Annotated in this window: 16 protein-coding genes; 7 read left to right on the top strand and 9 right to left on the bottom strand. The window is 75.4% G+C overall.

Going from position 1 to position 20,399, the window contains the following annotated elements:
* Positions 1-136: 136 nt before the first annotated feature.
* A complete protein-coding gene (locus tag RMN57_RS36565) occupies positions 137-925 on the top strand; it encodes a hypothetical protein (protein WP_313767604.1) in 789 nt (262 codons plus the stop codon).
* Positions 926-1,126: 201 nt separating this feature from the next.
* On the opposite strand, the gene RMN57_RS36570 is transcribed toward RMN57_RS36565, so the two are convergent.
* On the bottom strand, positions 1,127-2,500 hold the full coding sequence (locus RMN57_RS36570) for a right-handed parallel beta-helix repeat-containing protein (RefSeq protein ID WP_313767605.1): 1,374 nt from the start codon (positions 2,498-2,500) through the stop codon (positions 1,127-1,129).
* A 31-nt stretch (positions 2,501-2,531) separates the two neighbouring features.
* On the opposite strand from RMN57_RS36570, the gene RMN57_RS36575 reads away from it, so the two are divergent.
* The gene (locus tag RMN57_RS36575; protein ID WP_313767606.1) at positions 2,532-3,752 is read left to right on the top strand and encodes a Dyp-type peroxidase; all 1,221 of its coding nucleotides are present in this window, start codon (positions 2,532-2,534) and stop codon (positions 3,750-3,752) included.
* A 23-nt stretch (positions 3,753-3,775) separates the two neighbouring features.
* Here RMN57_RS36575 and RMN57_RS36580 read toward each other — a convergent pair whose 3' ends face one another.
* From RMN57_RS36580 to RMN57_RS36590, 3 genes are read right to left on the bottom strand one after another with little or no spacing between them, the layout of a single operon-like run.
* Positions 3,776-6,142 (bottom strand): FtsX-like permease family protein, encoded by a 2,367-nt coding sequence (locus tag RMN57_RS36580; protein ID WP_313767607.1) that lies wholly within the window; start codon positions 6,140-6,142, stop codon positions 3,776-3,778.
* A gap of 4 nt (positions 6,143-6,146) precedes the next feature.
* Positions 6,147-6,908, bottom strand: a complete 762-nt coding sequence (locus tag RMN57_RS36585) for an ABC transporter ATP-binding protein (RefSeq protein ID WP_313767608.1) — start codon at positions 6,906-6,908, stop codon at positions 6,147-6,149.
* Positions 6,905-7,408, bottom strand: a complete 504-nt coding sequence (locus RMN57_RS36590) for a PadR family transcriptional regulator (RefSeq protein ID WP_238864452.1) — start codon at positions 7,406-7,408, stop codon at positions 6,905-6,907. The genes RMN57_RS36585 and RMN57_RS36590 overlap by 4 nt, the downstream gene beginning before the upstream one ends.
* Positions 7,409-7,552: 144 nt before the next feature.
* Here RMN57_RS36590 and RMN57_RS36595 point away from each other — a divergent pair, with 144 nt between their 5' ends.
* The 5 genes from RMN57_RS36595 to RMN57_RS36615 all read left to right on the top strand — a co-directional run bounded on the left by RMN57_RS36595 (position 7,553) and on the right by RMN57_RS36615 (position 14,405).
* Entirely contained in the window at positions 7,553-8,860 is a 1,308-nt protein-coding gene (locus tag RMN57_RS36595; protein WP_313767609.1) for an ABC transporter substrate-binding protein, read from the top strand.
* 203 nt (positions 8,861-9,063) lie between these two features.
* Positions 9,064-10,767: a glycoside hydrolase family 13 protein gene (locus RMN57_RS36600; protein ID WP_313767610.1), complete on the top strand. Its 1,704-nt coding sequence runs from the start codon at positions 9,064-9,066 to the stop codon at positions 10,765-10,767.
* Between the two features lie 66 nt (positions 10,768-10,833).
* Positions 10,834-12,162 (top strand): extracellular solute-binding protein, encoded by a 1,329-nt coding sequence (locus tag RMN57_RS36605; protein WP_313767611.1) that lies wholly within the window; start codon positions 10,834-10,836, stop codon positions 12,160-12,162.
* A 6-nt stretch (positions 12,163-12,168) separates the two neighbouring features.
* Complete coding sequence (locus RMN57_RS36610; RefSeq protein ID WP_313767612.1) at positions 12,169-13,482, top strand: sugar ABC transporter permease; 1,314 nt, start codon at positions 12,169-12,171, stop codon at positions 13,480-13,482.
* Complete coding sequence (locus RMN57_RS36615; RefSeq protein ID WP_313767613.1) at positions 13,479-14,405, top strand: carbohydrate ABC transporter permease; 927 nt, start codon at positions 13,479-13,481, stop codon at positions 14,403-14,405. Before RMN57_RS36610 ends, RMN57_RS36615 begins: the two co-directional genes overlap by 4 nt.
* Positions 14,406-14,478: 73 nt before the next feature.
* Here the strand turns inward: RMN57_RS36615 and RMN57_RS36620 are convergent, their stop codons facing one another.
* From RMN57_RS36620 to RMN57_RS36640, 5 genes are all read right to left on the bottom strand, one after another.
* Positions 14,479-14,721 carry a hypothetical protein gene (locus RMN57_RS36620; RefSeq protein WP_313767614.1) on the bottom strand — a complete coding sequence of 81 codons (243 nt, stop codon included), beginning with the start codon at positions 14,719-14,721 and terminating at the stop codon, positions 14,479-14,481.
* A 295-nt stretch (positions 14,722-15,016) separates the two neighbouring features.
* Complete coding sequence (locus RMN57_RS36625; RefSeq protein ID WP_313767615.1) at positions 15,017-15,934, bottom strand: phosphotransferase; 918 nt, start codon at positions 15,932-15,934, stop codon at positions 15,017-15,019.
* Between the two features lie 120 nt (positions 15,935-16,054).
* Positions 16,055-18,457, bottom strand: a complete 2,403-nt coding sequence (locus RMN57_RS36630) for an FUSC family protein (RefSeq protein ID WP_313767616.1) — start codon at positions 18,455-18,457, stop codon at positions 16,055-16,057.
* Between the two features lie 238 nt (positions 18,458-18,695).
* Complete coding sequence (locus tag RMN57_RS36635) at positions 18,696-19,376, bottom strand: hypothetical protein (protein WP_313767617.1); 681 nt, start codon at positions 19,374-19,376, stop codon at positions 18,696-18,698.
* A gap of 291 nt (positions 19,377-19,667) precedes the next feature.
* On the bottom strand, positions 19,668-20,303 hold the full coding sequence (locus RMN57_RS36640; protein ID WP_313767618.1) for a TetR family transcriptional regulator: 636 nt from the start codon (positions 20,301-20,303) through the stop codon (positions 19,668-19,670).
* Between the last annotated feature and the right edge of the window lie 96 nt (positions 20,304-20,399).

Here is a 20,399-nt window from a genome sequence, read left to right on the forward strand (position 1 = left end):
CCCCGCCTGCCCGGGCCCGCCCCGGGCCGGGCAGGCGCCGGTGCCGAAGCACCGGCAGAGGTCGGGCGGGTCGGCGGACGTTCGGTCCGCGGGCCCGCCCGACCGTCGTGACCGACCGACGAGAGAAGGCAATCGCATGGCCCGGAAGACGACGGCCGCCCCCCGCGGGCCACGTGGCCGGACCCTCCGGTTCAGGGCGCTGATCGCGCTCGTGGTGTGCGCGACGGCGACGGCCGGCCTGGTCGCCTACCGGACCGTCGACGAGGAGCCGGGGGAGCGACCGGTCACCGTCGACGAGGCCTCCCGGCTGGCCCTGTCACGCCTGAACCTGTACCAGGCCAGCCCGGTCACGGTGACGCTCGCCGCCGCCGAGGGCGGGGGCGTCGACGTCCGGGTCGAGGGGGTCGTGGACTACCACGCCCGCCGCGGCGTGGGCCGCTACCGGGTCACCGGCGCGAGCGGCCCGCTCGACCACGGACTCGTCGTCTGGGACGCCGGCGGCCTCGGGCTCGCTCCCGAACCGGCCGGCACCGACGGCCCGGCCTGGGAGCAGGCCGAGCGCGTCCCCCGGCAGGGATGGTCGCCGCGCACGTACACCGCGGACCCGCTGGACGCCGGGCTCCAGCTGTTGATCGAGCTGGGCGCGGACCGGCCCGACAACCCGCTGCTGCTCGCCCAGTCCGGGGCGCGCCGGCTCGGCCGCGACCGGATCGACGGCCGCGACCACGACCGGTTCGCCGGCCCGCGGGCGCAGGGCGCCGCGCCCGACGGCGCCCGGTCGCCGCTGACCTACTGGGTCGACGGCGACGGCACGCTGCGGCGGGTCACGATGCGGATGCCCGGTCTGGGCACGCCGGCCACGGTGGAGTTCGGCGGCCACGACGGGGCCGCGAAGCTCCCCGAGGCGCCCTGGCTCACCGGCTGACACCGGCTGTCGCCGGGCCGGCTTCCGGCGCACCGGCTTCCGGCGCACCGGCCTCCCGCGCACCGGCCTCCCGCGCACCGGCCTCCCGCGCACCGGCCTCCGGGGCGCGGGTTCCGACGCGGCTTCCGGGATCGGCTCCCGGCGCCCGCAGTGCGGTGCCCGTCCGTCCGGACCGGCGACGGACCGGACGGACGGGCACCCTCACGCCGGTCGGCCGGGGAGCGAACCGGCGTCCGCCGGCAGCGGGTAGGCGCCGGGGTCCACCGCCCCCGGCAGGTCGGTCGCCGGCCGGCCGGGGGCCGAGGGGTCGGGCAGCGACGGCTGGGCGGGCGGGGCCGGCACCTGGCTGAACGGGACGCCCGGCGGGGCCTGGACCGGAGCGGTGCGGCCGGCGGCGAGCGGTCCGTGGCCCTGGCCACCGCAGCCCGCCGCGGCCTCCAGGCCCTCGGGGCTCTGGAGGGCGGGCCGGTTGCCGCTGAAGCAGTTGCCGGGGTCGGCCGAGGCCAGGACGAGGTCGGCCCCGTTGCCGTCCACCAGGTTGCCCTCGACGCGGTTGCCGCCGGCGGGGTGCCCGGGCGGGTCGGTGACGACCACTCCGGCCGCGCGGTTGCCGCGGACGAGGTTGCGCTCCACCCGGTTCGCGGTGCCGCCGCCGATCCCGATGCCGATGCCGAAGCCCCCGTCCGCCTGCTCGGGCGTGTCGGCGGCGTTGTTGTCGGCGACCACGTTGCCCGCGATCACGGCGCCGTGCTGCGGGGCGAGCGCCTCCAGGTCGTTGGAGTTCACCGTGACGCCCACGCGGTTGCCGACCGCGCGGTTGCCGAGGATCGACAGCCCGTCCGAGGCGTTGGTCAGCTCGACGCCGACCGCGTTGCGCTCCACGGTGTTGCCGCGCACCACGGTGTCGCAGGGCTTGCACTGGCCGACGTAGACGCCGGAGTCGGCGTGCCCGGAGGCGTAGGAGTCCTCGATCACGCCGCCGCGCGCGTCGAAGGCGTAGATGCCGTAGAGGCCGTTGTTGTAGGCCGTCACCCGGGTCGCCCGGAAGCCCTGGACGGGCGGGAAGCGGGCGGTGTCCAGCGGGTCGTAGGCCGAACCGCCGGCGCCGCGCTGCTGCAGCTTCTCGTCGGTGACGCCGGTGAACAGGACGCCGTTGGCCAGGTACCCGTGGACGGTGAGGTTCTCGACCACCGAGCCGGGGCCGGTGACGGTGATGCCGTTGGCCAGGCGGAGTCCGCCGTCGAGCACCACGGCGTTGCGGTCCGTCCCGCGCACCACGAGGTTCCGCTTGGTGACGCGTACGCTCTCGCGGTACGTGCCGGGGCCGATCAGCACCGTCTCGCCCTCGCGCGCGACGTCCACGGCCTTCTGGACGGTGGGGAAGTCCTCCGGTACCCGCACCACGCTCCCGGCCGGATGCCCGGCGTCGTCCGACGTCGAAGCCGTCGACGAGCACCCGGTGGCCGCCATGGTGAGCGGGAGGGCCAGGACCAGCAGGCGCCGCAGCGCCGCCCGGGACTTCGTCGGGCGGGGGGCCGCCGGCCTCGACGGTCGATCAGGAGGCGTGATTTGCATAGTACGTGTTCTATCGTCTCCAATGGGCCGCATGCCCACCGAACCGGAAAACGCGCAACCGTCGAGCGGATTCTCCGCGGCCGGTGTCGGGCGGCGACGGGCGCTGCTGGCGGCCGGGGCGGTGCTCGCCGCCGGGGTCGGTGCGGCCGCCGCCGAACTGACCGACGGCGGACGTCCGTCCGGCCGAACCGCCGGCCGCACGGACGCCGCCGGCGGGCCGCCGCCGGAGGCCGCGATCCCCTTCCACGCGCCCCGGCAGGCGGGGGTGACGTTCCCTCAGCCCGCGGCGACGCAGCTGCTCGCCTTCGACCTTCCGCAGGCCTCCGCCGCCGCGGACCGGGACGTCCTGCGGACCCTCCTCGGCGCGTGGACGCGCACGCTGTCGAGCGCGGTGACCGGCCCTCCGCCCGACCCGCGCCTGCGGGGCGCCGGAACGGCCCGGCTCACCTCCCTGGTCGGTGTCGGCCCCGCGCTCGCCGCCCGGCTGAACCTCGCCGTCCCCGCCGGACTGGCCGACCTGCCGCCGTTCCCGGGCGACCGCCTCGACCCGGCCCGCGGCGGCGGCGACCTGCTGGTCCAGTTGTGCGCCGAGGACCGCTGGACGCTCGCCGTCGTCGGCGAACTCCTCACGAGCGCCGCCCGTACGGCCGGCGCCGCGCCCCGCTGGGCACAGTCCGGCTTCCTGCCGCCCACGGAGCCGGGCGCCACGCCCCGCAACCTGTTCGGCTTCAAGGACGGCACCGCCAACCCCGACGAGGGGGCCGCCAAGCAGTGGGTGTGGGGCCCGCCGGGGCCGCACGAGAACGGCACCGTTCTGGTCTACCGGCGGATCCGGATGGACACCGCGGCCTTCGCGGCCCTCCCCGAGGACGGGCAGAACCTCGTGATGGGCCGCCGCGGGGGCGACGGATCCCCGCTGACGGGCACCGCCGAGCACGACGACCCGGACATCTACGCCAAGCGGCCGGACGGCTCCTACGTCATCCCCGCGACCGCCCACGTCCGCCTCACCAGCCCCCGCCTCGACGGCGGAGCGCGGATGCTCCGCCGCGGCTACAGCTACGACGACGGCCCCGGCGACCGCGGGCTGCTCTTCTGCGCCTTCATGCGCGACCCGGGCCAGTTCACCCGCGTCCAGAACCGCCTCGCCGCCCGCGACGCGCTCAACCCCTTCCTCGAACACACCGCGTCCGCCGTCGCCTACGTCCTCCCGGGCGCGCCGGAGGGCACCACCCTCGGCGAGCACCTGTAACCACCGCCGAGCAGTACGGGGCCCTACCGGCCGGTGCCGTCCGGGGCCCGGGTGGGCGGGGGGATCCGCAGCACCGGGAGTGCGCAGAGTGCGGCCGCCGTCGTGGCGCAGACGGCGGCCATGGCGAGGACCGTCCAGGCGGACGGGGCGCGGGCGATGCCGGCGCCGATGCCGCTCAGCTCGCCCTGCCGGTCGAGGAGCCGGCCGACGAGCGGCACGGCGACCGCGGAGCCGACGGCGACGGTGATCAGGGCGATGGTCGTCCCGCGGACCGCGAGCACGACGGCGGACTGGCCCGGGGTGAGGCCGAGCGCCCTGAGCAGGCCGAGGTCCCGGCGGCGTTCGTGGAAGCCGGCGGTGGCCGTGGTGAGCAGGTCGACCAGGCAGATGAGGGCGAGTACGAGCAGCAGGCCGACCACGCTGGCCCGCAGGGCGCCGGGCCGGGTGACCGGGCCGGTGGGGAGGCGGACCTCCGTCTGCCCGGCGAGGCCGGTGCGGGCGGGTAGGTCGCGTTGGACCTCGGCCGGGTCCTGGCCGGGGCGCAGGGCCAGCCTCCAGAAGTCGGGGTGCGTGGGGTCGCCGGGCCGGTCGAGGGTGTCGAAGCCGGTGGACAGCACGCGGCCGCCGTGCTCCGGTTCGAGATTGCGTCCGACGATGTGCAGGATGCGCGGGGTGCTTCCGGTGGTGAGCCGCACCCACTGGCCGACCCGGGCGCCGAGCAGATCGAGGGCGCCCTGTCCGGCGACGGCCTCGTCGGTGGCGCGGATCGCCCGGCCCTCGACGACGGTGTACGGGTACGGCGCGTCGGTGGTGCCGACGGCGCGCAGGGTGAGGGTCGCGGACTGGCCGGGCGCGAGGGCCTGCATCTCGGTGCCCGGGTAGACGCCCTGCACGGCGGCGTCGGCGGCCAGGGCGCCGGCGAGCTGCCCGTCGCCGGGCGTCTGCTCCGGGGAGGTCCGGCGGGCGGTGACGGACGGGACGGTGGCACCGCCGTCGGGCCGGGTGACGGAGTCGAGGGTCGCCCAGGTGCTCAGGGCCAGGGTGGCGGCGACCACCGGAACGGTCAGTCGCAGGGCGCTCCCGACCAGGTCCGAACGCCGGCGCAGGACGCTGCCGAGCCCGATCGCCAGGGCCGGCGGCAGCCGTCGGAGCGGGCCGAGCCGGACCGGTCGGGCCGTCATGACGGGGGGACGGGTGCCGTCGGTCGGGGGCACGGGGGCGACCCGGGCGGCCCGCAGTGCGGGCAGTGCGGCGGCGGCCCCGACGGCGAGGAGCGCGGCGGCGACGACGGCGGCGGTGGTCGCCGTGCCACCGGGGACGAGACCGTGGAACGCGTCGGTCCCGCCGCCGAGGGCCGGTACGGTGCGGGCGGCGATCGCGGCCCCGCCGGCGCCGAGCAGCACTCCGGTGCCGGCCAGCAGGAGCTGCTCGGCGACGAACATCCGGGCGACCTGGCCGGCGGTGAAGCCGAGCGCCTTGAGCAGGGCGATGTCGGCGGTCCTGGTCCTGATCCGGGCGCCGGCCGCGCCGGCCACCGCGAGCGCGGCGGCGAGCAGCGCGGCGAGTCCGCTGAGCCCGAGCAGCAGGCCGGCCAGCCGGTTGTCCTGCTGCCGCGCGGCCCGCGCGTCCAGCCAGGTGGTGATCCGGGAGACCCGCTCGGCCCCGAGGACGCTGACCACCCGCTGGGCCGTGTATCCGGCGTCGGAGGGGTGGGCGAGGCGCAGTCCGACGGTGAGGCCGTGTGTCGCACGGTCCGGCTGGACCAGGTCGAGGGTGGCGGGGAGGGCCCAGCCGAGGTCGTGGCCGGCGGCCTCGGCGGGCAACTGGTCGGGGCTGTCCGCGATGCCGACGACCCGCAGGTCGACGGCCGAGCCGCGGCCGTCGAGGGCGGTCAGGTGGTCCCCGGGGTGGGCCCAGGCGGCATCGGCCGCGGACTGTTCGAGCACGATGCCGTGCGCGTCGGCGGGGTCGAGCCAGGTGCCGGAGCGCAGCAGTGGGCGGGCCGCGTCCGGGGTGTCGCCGCGCAGCACGAGCGGGGTGCGGCCGGGCGGGCCCGCGGTGGCGGCGCCGCCGGCCTGTCGGCCGACCAGCGTGGTTTCGGCGGTGTGCTGGGGTGGTGAGACGGCGAGCACGCCGGGCTCGCGGGCCAGCACGGCGGCCGAGGGTTCGTCGGCCCCGCCGCGGGCGGTCGCGGACGGGCGCAGGTCGATCCGGACGTCGGGCGACCCGGCGGCCTGGAACTGCCGCTGCCACGGGTCGGCGGCGGCGCCGAGCAGGGCGCCGGCGAGCAGGAGGGCGGCAGCGGTGCCGCCGGTGGCGAGGACGATCAGCAGCGCGTGGACGCGGTGCGAGCGCAGGTCGGCGCGGATCCAGCGGAACAGGGCACGCACCGGCTCACCCGCCGAAATCGATGACGTCGCGGACCCCGACGGCGCGCCGCGCGGCCGGGGGCTCCTCCACCCGGGCGTCGTCGGCGATCCGGCCGTCGAAGAGGCTGACGACCCGGTCGGCGGTGCTCGCCGCCCGGGCGTCGTGGGTGACCAGCACGATGGTGGTGCCCTGCTCGTGGTAGCGGCTGAGCAGCGCGAGGACGTCGCGGGTGCTGCGGCTGTCGAGGTTCCCGGTCGGCTCGTCGGCGAGGAGCAGCTGCGGCCGGTTGACCAGCGCGCGGGCCAGGGCGACGCGCTGGCGCTCGCCGCCGGAGAGCTCCCCGGGCCCGGCGGCGGCCTTGTGCGCGAGGCCGAGGTCCGCCAGCAGTTCCTGGCGGCGTTCGCGGGCGGTGCGCCCGGACATGCCCGCGAGCACGGCGGTCAGTTCGATGTTGTCGGCGACGGAGAAGTCGGAGAGCAGGTTGCCGCTCTGGAAGACGATGCCGTAGTGGCGCCGGCGCAGGCGGGCCCAGGCGGCCTCCCGAAGGCCGTCCACCCGGCGGCCGTCGAGCCGCAGCTCGCCCTCGTCGGGTCGCAGCAGACCGCCGAGGAGGTGCAGCAGGGTGGACTTGCCGGCGCCCGAGGGCCCGGTGACGGCGACGAACTCGCCCCGGTCGATGCGCAGGCTGATGCCGCGGACCGCGGGTATCAGGGTCGAGCCGCTCAGGTGCGAGCGCACCAGGGTGTCGGCGGCCAGCAGCGGCGGTGTCGGCTCCGAGCCGGTCAAGTGAGCTCCTCCTGGCAACGCTCCAGCCAGTCGAGGTCGGCCTGCAGGTGCAGGACCGCGCCCTCGATCAGCAGCAGTGAGGTCCGGTTGCCGCGCTCGGTGGCGGCCAGCTTGTTGAGTCCGCGCATCGTGTTGATGCAGTGCCGGCGCTGGTTGTTGATCAGCGTCAGCCGGTCGGCGAGGTCGGTGCCTTCGGCCAGGATCAGCTTCATGAAGAACTCGTCCCTGACCCGTGGCCCCTCGGTGGGTGCCTCGAACCAGCCGGCGAGCTCCTCGGTGCCCTTCTCCGTGATCTCGTAGACCTTCTTGTCCGGCCTGCCCTCCTGCGTCACCTCGGTGCCGCGGATCAGACCGGACTTCTCCAGCCGGCTCAGGGTCACGTAGATCTGGCCGATGTTCGGCTGAGGGTACGCCGCGCCGAAGGTCTGCTCAAGCCCCTGCTTGAGCTCGTACCCGTAGGCGGGCTGCCGGGCCAGCAGCGCCAGCAGCTGATGGCGCACCGGGCGTCACCTCTTCCTTCTCGTCCCTGTTCGCTGGTTACACCTCGGTCACACAGTACGGGCAGGTGGGACCCCACGAGCAGGGAGGCCGTATAAAGGGACGTGCGTCGGCGCCCACCCGTGCCGGCCGACCGAAGGAGCTCCATGGAAGACCGGCCGCCCACCGGGCCCGATGCGGGCCGTCGGCGCGTGGTGCGCGCGCTGGTGGGCGGGGCGGCGGCGCTCGCGGCCGGGGGCGCGTCCGCCTGGTACGGCCTGGCCGGCGGCGCGCGGGAGGCGGGCGACCCGGACGGCGTCGGGCCGGTCACGCTGGCCACCGGCCGGGACACCACCCGCTACCTGCGCGGGCTGCTGGCCGACTGGAACGCCGAGCACCCGGACCAGCCGGCCGAGCTGGTCGAGCTGCCCGAGGCGGCGGACGAGGTGCACGCCCAGCTCGCCGGCGAACTGTCGGCCGGCGGCAGCCGCTTCGACGTGCTCAACCTCGACGTGGTGTGGACGGCCGAGTTCGCGGCCCGGCGCTGGACGGTGCCGCTGGACGAGTCGGACTTCGCCCTGGACAGCCTCCTGCCGCCGGTCGTGCGGACCGGCCGCTACGACGGACGGCTGTACGCGGTGCCCTTCGTCGCCAACGCCGCCCTGCTGTACTACCGCAGCGACGTGCTGGCCGCCGCCGGTGAGCAGCCGCCCGCCACCTGGGCCGACCTGGCCCGGCAGGCGAGGACGCTGGCCCCCGCGCACGGGATGTCCGGGTACGCGGGCCAGTTGAGCCCGTACGAGGGGCTCGCCGTCAACACGCTGGAGGCGATCCGCTCGGCCGGCGGGGACCTGCTGGCCGCCGACGGAACCGTGGTGGTGGACAGCCCGCAGGCCAGGGCCGGTCTGGAGTTCCTGGCCGGGGGCGTGCACGAGGGCTGGATCCCGCCCGAGGCGCTCGGCTACCAGGAGGAGGAGTCCCGCGCGGCCTTCGGCGGGGGCGGCCTGCTGTTCCTGCGGAACTGGCCGTACGTCTACCACGCCGTCGGCGCGGCCGGGTCCCCGGTGGCCGGACGGTTCGGTGTGGTGCCGCTGCCCGGTCCGCAGGGCCCGGGCAGCGGCGTGCTGGGCGGTTCGGGGCTGGCGGTCAGCCGGTTCTCCCGGCGCCAGCGCACCGCGCGGGCCCTGATCGCCCACCTGACGAGCCGGCGGGCGCAGTACCGCGTGCTGACCGACGGCGGGCTGCCGCCGGTCTGGGCCGACCTCTACGCGGACCCGGACCTGACGGCCCGCTTCCCCTACCTGCCGGTGCTGCGCACGGCGATCCTGGCGGCCGGGGCGCGCCCGGCCGTCCCGCAGTACCAGCAGTTGAGCCTCGCGTTCAGCGAGACCGCGTTCGAGGTCGTGTCGGGCCGTCGGACCGCCGAGGCGGCGCTGCCCCGGCTGGCCGCCGACCTGCGGGCCATCGTCGGCTGAGTCGACGCCGACCGGGCTTGCCGGCCCCTCCTCCCTGGCGCCCCTTCTCTGCGGGCCTCTACTCTCCAGTACCTAACATGTATCTATTCATGAGTCGGTGCGTCCTGCCGTAACTCCTGGGAAACCGTGTGGAACAAGGGCTTAACAGCGGACGTCTCTGCCTGCTATACCTAACGCGAATGCATAACCGTTGGAGTAGCGAGATGCCCAACCCCACCCTCCCCGACGGCGACGCGGTCTTCCTTCCGCGCGCCCGTTCGGCGGCCCCCACCACCACCCCCGCCACCCGTGCCTGGTGGCGCGACGCCGTGATCTACCAGATCTACGTGCGCAGCTTCCGGGACACCGACGGCGACGGTGTCGGCGACCTCGCCGGCGTCCGGGAACGGCTGCACCACGTGCGGCAGCTGGGCGCCGACGGCGTCTGGCTCAACCCCTTCTACGTCTCACCCCAGCACGACCACGGCTACGACATCGCCGACCACTGCGCCGTCGACCCCGTCTACGGGGACCTCGCCGAGTTCGACCGCCTGGTGACGGACTGCCGGCTGCTCGGCCTCAAGCTCGTCCTGGACGTCGTCCCCAACCACTGCTCCAGCGAGCACCCGTGGTTCCAGAAGGCGCTGGCCAACGGCCCCGGCAGCCCCGAGCGGGCGCGGTTCCACTTCGCCGACGGGCGCGGCGAGGCCGGCGAGCTGCCGCCCAACAACTGGCGGGCCATGTTCGGCGGCCCGGCCTGGAGCAGGGCCACCGAGGCCGACGGCCGGCCCGGCCAGTGGTACCTCCACCTGTTCACCCCCGAGCAGCCGGACTTCAACTGGCGCAACCCCGACGTCGCCGCCCACTTCGAGGAGGTGCTGCGGTTCTGGCTGGACCGCGGCGTCGACGGCTTCCGGATCGACGTGGCCGCCGGGCTGTACAAGCACCCCGAACTGCCCGACTCGCCCGACCCGGACGCCGACGAGCGCACCCGCGACTCGGTCAACCCGCTGGCCTGGAACCAGCCCGAGGTGCACGGCGTCTGGCGCCGGTGGCGCGCGGTCTGTGAGGAGTACACCGCCCGGGACGGCCGCGAGCGGCTGCTGGTCGGCGAGGCCTCCGTGCCCACACCGGCGGAACAGGCGCTGTACGTGCGCCCCGACGAGCTGCACCAGGCCTTCTTCTTCCACCTGCTGCACGCACCGTGGGACCTCGCGCACTTCCACCGGGTCATCGACGACGCGGTGCGGGACATCACCGCCACCGGTTCGACGGTCACCTGGGTGCTCAACAACCACGACCAGGTCCGCACCGTGAGCCGGTTCGCGGGGGAGCACCCCGCCTCCGGGCCGCTCCGGGCCAGGGCGGCCGCCCTGCTGATGCTGGCCCTGCCCGGCGCCGCCTACATCTACCAGGGCGAGGAACTCGGACTGCCCGAAGTCCTCGACCTGCCGGACGAGTCGATCACCGACCCGATCTTCCACCGCACCGGCAGCCGGACCGGCATCCGCGACGGCTGCCGGATACCACTGCCCTGGTCGGGCACCGGGGCGCCGTACGGCTTCAGCCCGCCGGGCTCCCCGGCCGCACCCTGGCTGCCGCAGCCGGAGTCGTTCGCCGCCCACACCGCCGAGCGGCAGCGGGCCGACGCCGGATCGGTGTACCACCTGTACCGCACCGCCCTCCAACTGCGCCGTGAACTCCCGCAGCTCGGTGAGGGCACGCTGCGGTGGCTGGAGACCCCGCCCGGGGTCCTCGCGTTCGTCCGCGGCGAGGGTCTGGTGTGCGCCGTCAACTTCGGCGACACCCCCGCGCCCGCCCCGGTCGCCGGTCCGCCCCTGCTGGCCAGCGCTCCCTGCGGCGACGGCCTCCTGCCGCCCGCCACCGCCGCCTGGTGGATCAACCACGCGGCTGTCGGCCTCGTCTGACGTCCAATCACATCACAAGCCCCCATCGCACACCTCCCACCCCGCCTCACGGAAGAAGACTCGACGATGAGACTCCGTAGCGCTCTCCCCACCCTGGCCGCCTCCGTCGTCCTGGCCGCCACCGCCACCGCCTGCGGCAGCGGGGGAGGCGGCACCGCCGCCGACTCCGGCACCCAGGAGCTCAAGGGACAGAACCTGACGGTCGCCGCCGTGTGGAGCGGCACCGAGCAGGAGAACTTCAAGAAGGTGCTGGACGCCTTCACCGCGAAGACCGGCGCCACCGTCAGCTACACCTCCACCGGTGACAACCTCTCCACCGTGGTCGGCAGCAAGATCGAGGGCGGTGACCCGATGGACGTGGTCATGGTCGCCCAGCCCGGCGTGATCAGGCAGTTCGCCGACAAGGGCTGGCTGGCGCCGCTCTCGCCCGCCGTCACCGACGCCGCGAGGAAGAACTACGCCAGCGTCTGGTCCGGCCTCGGCACCGTCAACGGCACGCAGTACGGCCTCTACTTCAAGGCCGCCGACAAGTCGACCGTCTGGTACAGCCCCACCGCCTTCGAGAACGCCGGCGTCCAGCCCCCGACCACCTTCGACGACCTGCTCAAGGCCGGCCGTACGCTCTCCGACTCCGGTACCCCGGCCTTCTCGGTCGCCGGTCAGGCCGGCTGGACCCTCACCGACTGGTTCGAGAACGTCTACCTCTCCCAGGCCGGACCCGAGCTCTACGACAAGCTCACCCGGCACGAGATCCCGTGGACCGACCCGTCGGTCCTCAAGGCCCTGACCACCCTCGGCAAGGTGTTCGGCGACCGGCAACTCGTCGCCGGCGGCAAGCAGGGCGCCCTGCAGACCGACTTCCCCACCTCCGTCCAGCAGGTCTTCGGCGCGCAGCCCAAGGCCGCCATGACCCACGAGGGCGACTTCGTCGGCGGTGTCATCGCCTCCGAGCTGAAGAAGCAGGTCGGCACCGACGCCAAGGTGTTCCCCTTCCCCGCCGTGGACGGGGGCAAGGCCCCGGTGATGGGCGCGGGCGACGCCGCGGTCGTCCTCAAGGGCGCCAAGCACCCCGAGGCCGCGCAGAAGCTCGTCGAGTTCCTGGCCGGCCCCGAGGCCGCGACCGTCTGGGCGAAGGCCGGCGGCTTCATCTCGCCCAACAAGGCCCTCGACCCGTCCGTCTACCCCGACGACACCACCCGGCAGTTCGCCAAGTCGGTGATCGACGCCGGTGACTCCTTCCGCTTCGACATGTCGGACCAGGCCCCCGCCGCGTTCGGCGGCACCGCGGGCCAGGGCGAGTGGAAGGACCTCCAGGACTTCCTCGCCGACCCGACCGACGTCCAGGGTGCCGCGGCCAGGCTCGAAGCCGACGCGGCCAAGGCCTACAAGGGCTGATCCACCATGTCTGCGCGCTCACCCCGCAGGGGCCGGGCATCCGGTGGCGCCGTCCGGCGCCACCGGGGCCTCGCCCTGCTCTTCGTCCTGCCCGCCCTGCTGCTGCTCGGCGCCCTCGTCGTCTACCCCATCGGCTACTCGGTGGCACGAAGCCTCTTCGACTCCTCCGGCCACCGCTTCGTCGGACTCGACAACTACGGCGCCGCCTTCACCGACCACGCCACCCTCACCGCCGTGCGCAACAACGCGATCTGGGTCGCCGTCGCCCCGGCACTGGTGACCGCCGTCGGCCTGGTGTTCGCGGTGCTCACCGAGAAGATCCGCTGGGCCACCGCGTTCAAGCTGCTCGTCTTCATGCCGATGGCGATCTCCTTCCTCGCCGCCGGGATCATCTTCCGCACGGTGTACGACGCGGACCCGCAGCGCGGCGTCCTCAACGCCGCCGCGGTCGCCGTCCACGACACCTTCGACGACCGGCCGTCCTACCCGGGCGCCCACCCGCGCCCCGGCGGCAGCCTCGACCAGGACCGGGGCGGTGACGTGACGGCGCCGACCCCCACGCGCGTCGTCCTGCTGCCGCTGGTCGGCGTACAGCCCGGCGCGCTCCCGGCCAACGCCCGCACGGCCCGGGAGCCGGCCGCCGGCGACGGCGTCAGCGGCACGGTGTTCCTGGACTTCGTGCCCGGCGGCGGCGGCCACCCGGGCCGGCTGGAGGACGGGAAGAAGGGCCTGCCCGGCGTCACCGTCCAACTCCGGGACGGCGGACGGACGGTCGACACCACGACCACGGCCGGCGACGGTACCTTCCGGTTCGCCGCGGCCCCGTCCGCCACCACCTCGGTCGTCCTGCCGGCGGCGGACTTCGCCGCCCCCTACCGCGGCGTCGACTGGCTCGGCCCGGCGTTCATCACCCCCGCCGTCATCGGCGCCTACATCTGGATCTGGGCCGGTTTCGCCATGGTCATCATCGCCGGAGGTCTGGCCAACCTGCCCCGCGAGACCATCGAGGCGGCCAGGATCGACGGCGCCGGCGAATGGCAGATCCTCCGCCGCATCACCGTGCCCCAACTCGCCCCGGTCCTGGGCGTCGTGTTCATCACCATGGTCATCAACGTGATGAAGATCTTCGACCTGGTGTACATCATCGCGCCCGGGCCGGTGCAGCAGGACGCGAGCGTGCTCGCGCTCCGGCTCTACCTGGTCTCCTTCGGCGGCGGCAACGACCAGGGCCTCGGCAGCGCGCTCAGCGTCCTGCTGCTGCTCCTGGTGGTGCCGGTGATGCTCCTCAACGTCCGGCGCTTCCGAGGGAGCCGCGCATGACCACCACCCGAGCGGTCCCGGCCGCCGCCACCACCACCCCCGCCGCCGCTCCGGTGCCCGCCGGCCGGCCCGCCGTGCCGCTCACGACCCGGCTCGCCGCGCTCACCCGGAGCGGCCTCGTCCAGGCCGTGCTGATCGTGGCCGCCGTCGCCTGGCTGGTGCCCACCGTCGGCCTGCTGGTCTCCTCGCTGCGGCCCAAGCAGGCCGCGGCCACCGGAGGCTGGTGGACGGCACTGACCGAGCCCGCCCAGCTCACGCTGCAGAACTACTCCGCGCTGCTCGGCGGCGGCGACGTCCCCGAGGCGCTGTGGAACACCGTGCTCATCAGCGTCCCGGCGACCCTGCTGACCGTCGCCCTCGCCGCGGGCGCCGGCTACGCCTTCGCCTGGATGCGCTTCCCCGGCCGGGACGCCATCTTCCTCGGCGTGGTCGGGCTGCTGGTCGTGCCGGTGCAGGTCGGGCTCATCCCGGTCGCCAAGCTGGAGGGCGCCCTCGGGCTGTTCGGCACCGTCCCCGGCGTCGTGCTGTTCCACGTCGGCTACGGGCTGCCGTTCGCGGTGTTCCTGATGCGCAACCACTTCCTGGAGATCCCCGCCGAACTCCTGGAGGCGGCGCGGATGGACGGTTGCGGGGAGTGGCGGATCTTCCGCACCCTCGCCCTGCCGCTCGCCGCGCCGGCCGTCGCCTCGCTGTGCATCTTCCAGTTCCTCTGGGTCTGGAACGACATGCTGGTCGCGCTGATCTTCGCCGGCAACGACTCGCAGCCGCTGACCGTCTACCTGCAGTCCCAGATGCGGCAGTTCGGCAGCAACATGGACGTCCTCGCGCCCGGCGCGTTCCTGTCCCCGCTGGTCCCGGTGGGGGTGTTCCTCTGCTTCCAGCGGTTCTTCATCCAGGGAGCGATGGCCGGATCCGTGAAGTGACACCGGGGGCGGCAGTGCCGGGCGGAGCGGGGCGTCGGCCGGTTCGACGTCCCGCTCCGCCCGGCCTGCGCGGTCACTGCTCGTCGATGCGCCTGCACACGACGAATCCGGTGTCGATCTCCGAGCATTCGAAGACGGGCTGGCTGATGCTCGCCGTCATCGTCGTGCCCGGGCCGCCTCCGTCACCCGCGGGGTGGTACGCGAGCGAGAACTGCCCTGCCGCCCGGGGGTACTTCTCCAGCAGACCGCGAAACTCCGCGACCAGTTCGCCGAACTCCTCCGGGACGGTGTAGCTCCCCTTGCGCTGATCCGTCATGACCGCCTCCTTGTCCAGGGAATCAGGGAATCCCGTTGCCGCCCGAAGGGCGGTAACAGTCGTCGACGCCGTACCACCGCTCGGGGGCTTCGCGCCGTCACGCACATCCAGCGTCAGTCTCGCGTGATGCACGTTCAGGCGCGGCGTGCGCCACGCCGGTAGACGGGCAGCGGGCCCCGACGTCGCCGCGCGGGTGAGGGCTCAGGTCAGGCCCGTCGGGAGTGGGAAGTCGGCCGGTCCGACTTCCCACTCCCGACGGGCCTCGGCGTCGTTCCCGGGCGGGTGGCGTTCCCGGTCAGCGGGGCGCGGTCGCGACGAGGCGGCGCAGGGAGGCGGCGGCCGGTGGGGCCCAGGTGGGTTTGCCGCCGGGGCGGCCGAGCCGGCCGGCCTCGCCGATGAGGAGGCCGGTGAGGGCGCGCATCACTGCCCAGCCGCGGGCGCGGCGCAGGGTCGCGGCGTCCGCGGCCGCCCCGTAGGCCCGGTGGAAGTCCTCGGCGGCGCCGTCCGGGAGGAGTATCCAGGGGGCGGCGAGGTCGCAGGCCGGATCCCCCGCGCAGAGGTCGCCGAAGTCGACCACGCCGGAGATGGTGCCGTCCGCGGTGAGGACGTTGGCCGGGTGCAGGTCGCCGTGCAGCCACAGCGCCGGCCCGGCCCACGCGGGCGCGGCGGCGGCGTCCTCCCAGACCGTGCGGACGGCGTCCGGGTCGGGGATCAGCCCCAGCCCGGTCGCCTCGGCCAGCGTCCGGGCGAACCCCTCGGCGTACTCGGCCAGCGGACCGCCGCGGCCGCGGCCGACGGGCGCCCCGTCGGGAGCGGGCCGGTGAAGGGCCGTCAGGAAGGCCGCCAGGGCGTCGGCGGCCTCCGCGCCCCGGGTGACGGGGGCGCGGTCGGCGGGATCGCCCGGCACCCAGGTGGTGACGATCCAGTGCCGCGCGAACCGTTCGGAGGGCGTACCGAGCCGTTGCGGGACGGGCACCGGCAGGGGCAGCCGCGGGGCGAGGCCGGGCACCCAGGCGTGCTCCTTGCGCAGCAGGGCGTCCGCGGACTCCGTCGCCCAGGGCAGGCGGACGGCGAGGTCCTCGCCGAGCCGCCAGAGCTGGCTGTCCCAGCCGCGCGCACCGAACGTCACCGGGCGGTCGGCCAGGTCGGGGTGCTGGTCGCGGAGCAGGTCGCGGACCACCTCGGCGGTGATCTCGATCTTGGCGTGCGTCATACGGAGCAACGCTAGCCGGGCGGCGGCCGGCCGGAGCGGGAATCCCGGTACGGGCCCCGGCCTCGGGAATCCCGGGGGCGGTCGGCGCCGGGTGTGCGCGGGCGGGTTGGGGGAGGGGCGTCAGCGGGCCGCGCCCGGGGCGGGACGGGCGGGCGCACCGTGGTTGACGCGCTCCAGGTCGTCGAGCAGCCCGGAGAGCCACAGGGTCACGTCCACGGCGTCCAGCGCCGCGGCGTCGGAGGGCGTCCGGGTGGCGATCAGCCGGGCGTGGCGCAGGGCGGTGCGGGCGTCGGCCAGCTGGTGGTCCGGGGTGCCGGTGGGCGCGCGGCCGCGCAGGGCCGCGCCCTGGCGGCGGAAGGCGGCCGCGACCTGGTCCGCGCGGCCCACCAGCGCGGCCGCCCCGTCCGGGCCGGTCGCCGCACCGCCGGGCGGGACGCGGACCAGCAGCGGTTCGGCGCGGCGGACGGTGTGCTGGCCGGTGCGTACGGCCGCCTGGAAGTTCGGGCCGTCCTCGGCGGGATCGTGCCGCTCGCTCCGGTACTGGGCGTAGAGCGCCTCGGTGAGCAGCACGGAGTGCCGGGCCCGGCGCAGCGCGCCCTGCGCCGGGCCCGTCCCGGTGAGCACGGCGACCGTCTCGCGCAGGGCGGCGGCGCTCTGGTCGAGCAGTTCGGCGGTGCGCCTCCGAAGGTCCTGGCCGCCGCCCTTGGGCCAGGCACAGAGCCCGGCGAGGATGCCGATCGTCGCGCCGGTGGCCACGTTGACCAGGCGTGCCTCGGCGAGCCGCCAGCCGGCCGGGGCCAGCTGGGTGAAGACCATGGCGACCACGACCGTGAAGGTGCCCTGGGCCCAGGCCAGTCCGAGCACCGGGCCGACGGTGAACGCGAAGAGCATCACCGGCGGCAGCGCGGCGGCGTAGAAGACCGGGTGCTCGCCGACCGCGATCAGCAGTACGGCGGTGACGACCGCGCCACCGGCCGTGCCGACCAGCGCGGGGCGCAGCGTCATCCGGGTGTCGGCGGCGCTGGTGCGCATCAGGGTGAGGGTCGCCAGCAGGACCCAGAAGCCGTGGCTGAGGTCGAGGGCGCCGGCCACCAGTCGGGCCGCGCTCAGGGCCAAGGCCGTGCGCAGGGCGTTGCGGAAGTAGACGGAGCGGGGTGTCAGGTTGCCGCTGATGCGGTGCCACCAGAGCCTCGGGGCCGGCTCGTGGGCGTACCAGAACGGGCCGGGGCGCTCGTCGGGGGGCGTGTCGTCGGGTGGCGGGGGCGCGTGGCGGGCGGTGCGGGTGGTGAGGGTGAGGAACCGGGCGCCCTCGGCGGCGTTGAGCGCGGCCGAGCCGAGCACCAGCCGGGCCACCGCCGTTCGTCCGCGGTCGTGGTCATGGTCGCGGTCGTGGTCACCGGCGCCGCGGGCGTGGTCGCCGTCGCCGTCGCCGTCACTGGACGGCGGGTCGGCGGCCGGACCGGGGCCGGCGGTGTCGCCGATCGCGTCGGGGACGGACGCGGCAGAGATGCGCGCGGTCTCGAAGGCGGCGATGCGGGCCTCGATCGGCTCGGCGGACGGGAGCGGGCCGCCCGGCCGCACCCCGGCGGCGGCCGCGCGCAGCGCCTGCGCGGTGGCGGCCACCAGGCCGGCCGCCTGCGCGGACGGGCCGCCGGGGGCGCTGTAGCGGCGGACCCGCTGCAGGTCGGCCGCGATGGCGTGCAGGACGCTGCCGCTGTGGGTGAGGGCCCGGTCGACGGCGCCCGGCCCGGCGGGCCGCTCCATCATCGGGATCCGGGAGAGCCTCAGCTCGTCCAACCGGGCCGCGGCCTCCTCCGCCTCCTCCGCGTCGTCCGCGTCGTGAGACGGCCCGCCCGCCGGCGGTGCGCGCCCGTCCGGCGGTGCGCCGGGCGGGCGCGGACCGGACGGGGCTGCGGCGGGCCGGTGGCCGTCGGCGCACTCGGCGGCGGCCAGGTCGGCCAGCCGGGCCACCGCCCGGGCGGCACGGGCCAGCCGGTCGCGGTAGTCCGGCGGGGCCGGCTCGGGCCAGAGCAGCAGCTCGGCCGCGGTGAGCAGGAGCAGCCCCACCGTCACGCCGGCCAGCCGCTGCGGGAGGGTGTCCGGGGCGTAGGGCGGGAAGCAGGGGAGGATGTAGAAGAGCTGGAGCCCGTTCGTCAGTCCCACCAGCCGTGGCCCGCCCACGGAGCCGAAGGACACCGCGAACCCCACGCCCGCCATGCCCAGCGCCGCCGTCCACGAGTGGACGGCCAGGGCGGTGCCCAGGCAGATCAGCACCCAGGCGAACGGCAGGGTCAGCAGCAGCGTGCGCGCCCGGGTGCGCGCACCGCCCTCGACCCGGGCCAGGACTCCGACCGCCACGGCGCCGAACAGCGCGTAGGTGGCCGTCACCGGCTGGTGGAAGCCGTAGCGGAAGGAGTAGAAGCCGGCGCACGCGGCCGCCGTCACCCGGACGGCGCGGTGCACCACCGTCGGATCGGGGCGGGCACGGCGCTTCTGCTCCGGCCCGCCGGGCAAGTGGCGCATCGCACCTCGCTCCGGTGGGGCGTTCGGACCGGGCGGCCGCACCCGTTTCGGGGAGCGGCACGGCCGACACGGCGGCGTGGGGTTGCACCCCGGCCGAAGGCCGGATGAGCGCCCCGCCGCGGCAGGCCGCCCCGCCCGAGACGCCGCACACCTCCACCCTAGGAGCCCACCACTCCGCCCGCAGGGCCGATCGCCGCCGGTCGCCGGATGCGCTCGACGCCCGCGCCGGGCGGGTGGCTCAGGCGGCGGCTTGGTCGGGGCGGCCCGGGACCCAGAGGGGGACGGGGGCGGTGTGCGGCATGTGCCGGCCGGCGAGCTCGTCCAGGTGGCGGGCGGCCTCGGCGCGGTCTCCGCTGCTCAGCTCCTGGAGGGCGGTCGCGGCGATCCGCGCGCAGGCCAGCAGGAGGGCCAGGGTGTCCTGGCGGTGGTGCCGCTCGCGGACGTACGCCTCGGCCCGCTCGGTGATGCGCCTGTCGTGGGACTCCCGGCCCTCCGCGGTGGCGTCCTCGTCGTCGGCGGCCGCCTGCACGCCGTGCCAGACGAGGGCGAGGGCGGCGGGTTCCGCCGGATGCGACACGTCGTCCCGGCGTGCCCGGTCGCGGGCCTCGGCCGACTCCCGGCCCAGCCACTCCAGCGTCGCCGGATCGTCGTACGCGCGGGCCTGCAGGACCAGCTCCGCCGCCAGGCGGGCGACCGACCGCACGACGGCCCGTGCCGGTACCCGCAGGCCCGGCGCCGCGGTCTCGCCGAATGCGAGCCAGGTGTCCGCGAACGAGGCCGCCCGGACGTGCGAGAACCACGCCGGGGCCCCGGCCGCTCCGCCCAGCCATTCCTCCGCGGTCAGCCGGACCAGCCCGGCCGCGGCGAGCTGCACCGCGTCCCCGTCCAGACCGGTCCCCAGCAGCCGTCCACTTCTCAACACACACCCCCGTCAGCGGCCAACACCTCTTGACGGGCACATCTCACCACATCGGGACGCGAACGAACCAGAGAGGGCGGCTGGTGAGATGCCGCACGGTGGGCCGCCGGGCGGCGACGGGGGTGTTACGGCCGGGTGTTTCGCGGCGTGCGCACGCCGCGAAACACCCGGCCGTGGACCGCTCGGCGGCCCTGGTGGGTGCGCGAACCTCCGGGGGTTGCCGCTGATCGGCCCGGGCCGTCCGCGCGGGGCCGTTCGGGCCTCGTGCCGGCCCCTGGGGTGCGTCCGGGTTCAGAACCCGTGGGTGGCGGCGCCGTCGCGCAGCAGGGCGAACGCCTCTGCGGTCTCGTCGGCGGCCAGCCGGGCGACGGTGTCGATGTCCTGGCCGGCGGCGAGCCGGGCCCAGGTGGAGTGGGCGAGGACCTGGCGGACGGACGTGAACTGGGCGGCGAGCAGGCGGGCGGCCATCCGTCCGTCCGGGTCGAGCGCCTCGGCGAGGGCGCGCGTGTCGGCGTCGACGTACTCGCGCAGATGGGCGGAGAGGCTGGGGGTCTCGTAGATCAGCCGGAGGAAGGCGAGCACCTCGGGGGTGTCGTTGAGCCCGGTGTTCGGGTCCCGGGCCGCCAGCCGCTCCTGCTGGTGGCGCTCCAGGGCGTCCAGCGGGGTGAGGCCGGCGGCGCGTTCGCGCACAACCCGCCCGGCTTCGCCGCGGTGGTCGGCGAAGCGGTGCAGGACCAGCTCCTCCTTGCTGGCGAAGTAGCGGAAGAGGGTGGGCTTGGAGACCTCGGCGGCGGAGGCGATCTCCGCCACCGACACCTGGTCGAAGCCCCGGTCGAGGAAGAGGGCGATGGCCACGTCGGCGATGGTCTGCCGGGTGCGCTGCTTCTTGACGGTCCGTAGACCCGGGTCTGGCTCGCTGGAACTCATGTCCAGATCATAACCCGGAAACATTTGTTACCCGGTTGCATGTGTGACCGAGTTGCTGTTTCATGGTGTGTGTCGGCAGCCGCCGACAACACCGGA

This window comes from Kitasatospora sp. CM 4170 (assembly GCF_032110285.1).
In the GTDB taxonomy this organism is placed as follows: domain Bacteria; phylum Actinomycetota; class Actinomycetes; order Streptomycetales; family Streptomycetaceae; genus Kitasatospora; species Kitasatospora aburaviensis.

Coding starts and splice junctions, on each gene's coding strand:
- RMN57_RS36610 (WP_313767612.1), top strand. CDS start 12,169: ATGTCTGCGCGCTCACCCCGCAGGGGCCGGGCATCCGGTGGCGCCGTC.
- RMN57_RS36575 (WP_313767606.1), top strand. CDS start 2,532: ATGCCCACCGAACCGGAAAACGCGCAACCGTCGAGCGGATTCTCCGCG.
- RMN57_RS36570 (WP_313767605.1), bottom strand. CDS start 2,500: ATGCAAATCACGCCTCCTGATCGACCGTCGAGGCCGGCGGCCCCCCGC.
- RMN57_RS36615 (WP_313767613.1), top strand. CDS start 13,479: ATGACCACCACCCGAGCGGTCCCGGCCGCCGCCACCACCACCCCCGCC.
- RMN57_RS36640 (WP_313767618.1), bottom strand. CDS start 20,303: ATGAGTTCCAGCGAGCCAGACCCGGGTCTACGGACCGTCAAGAAGCAG.
- RMN57_RS36605 (WP_313767611.1), top strand. CDS start 10,834: ATGAGACTCCGTAGCGCTCTCCCCACCCTGGCCGCCTCCGTCGTCCTG.
- RMN57_RS36625 (WP_313767615.1), bottom strand. CDS start 15,934: ATGACGCACGCCAAGATCGAGATCACCGCCGAGGTGGTCCGCGACCTG.
- RMN57_RS36620 (WP_313767614.1), bottom strand. CDS start 14,721: ATGACGGATCAGCGCAAGGGGAGCTACACCGTCCCGGAGGAGTTCGGC.
- RMN57_RS36565 (WP_313767604.1), top strand. CDS start 137: ATGGCCCGGAAGACGACGGCCGCCCCCCGCGGGCCACGTGGCCGGACC.
- RMN57_RS36630 (WP_313767616.1), bottom strand. CDS start 18,457: ATGCGCCACTTGCCCGGCGGGCCGGAGCAGAAGCGCCGTGCCCGCCCC.
- RMN57_RS36600 (WP_313767610.1), top strand. CDS start 9,064: ATGCCCAACCCCACCCTCCCCGACGGCGACGCGGTCTTCCTTCCGCGC.
- RMN57_RS36595 (WP_313767609.1), top strand. CDS start 7,553: ATGGAAGACCGGCCGCCCACCGGGCCCGATGCGGGCCGTCGGCGCGTG.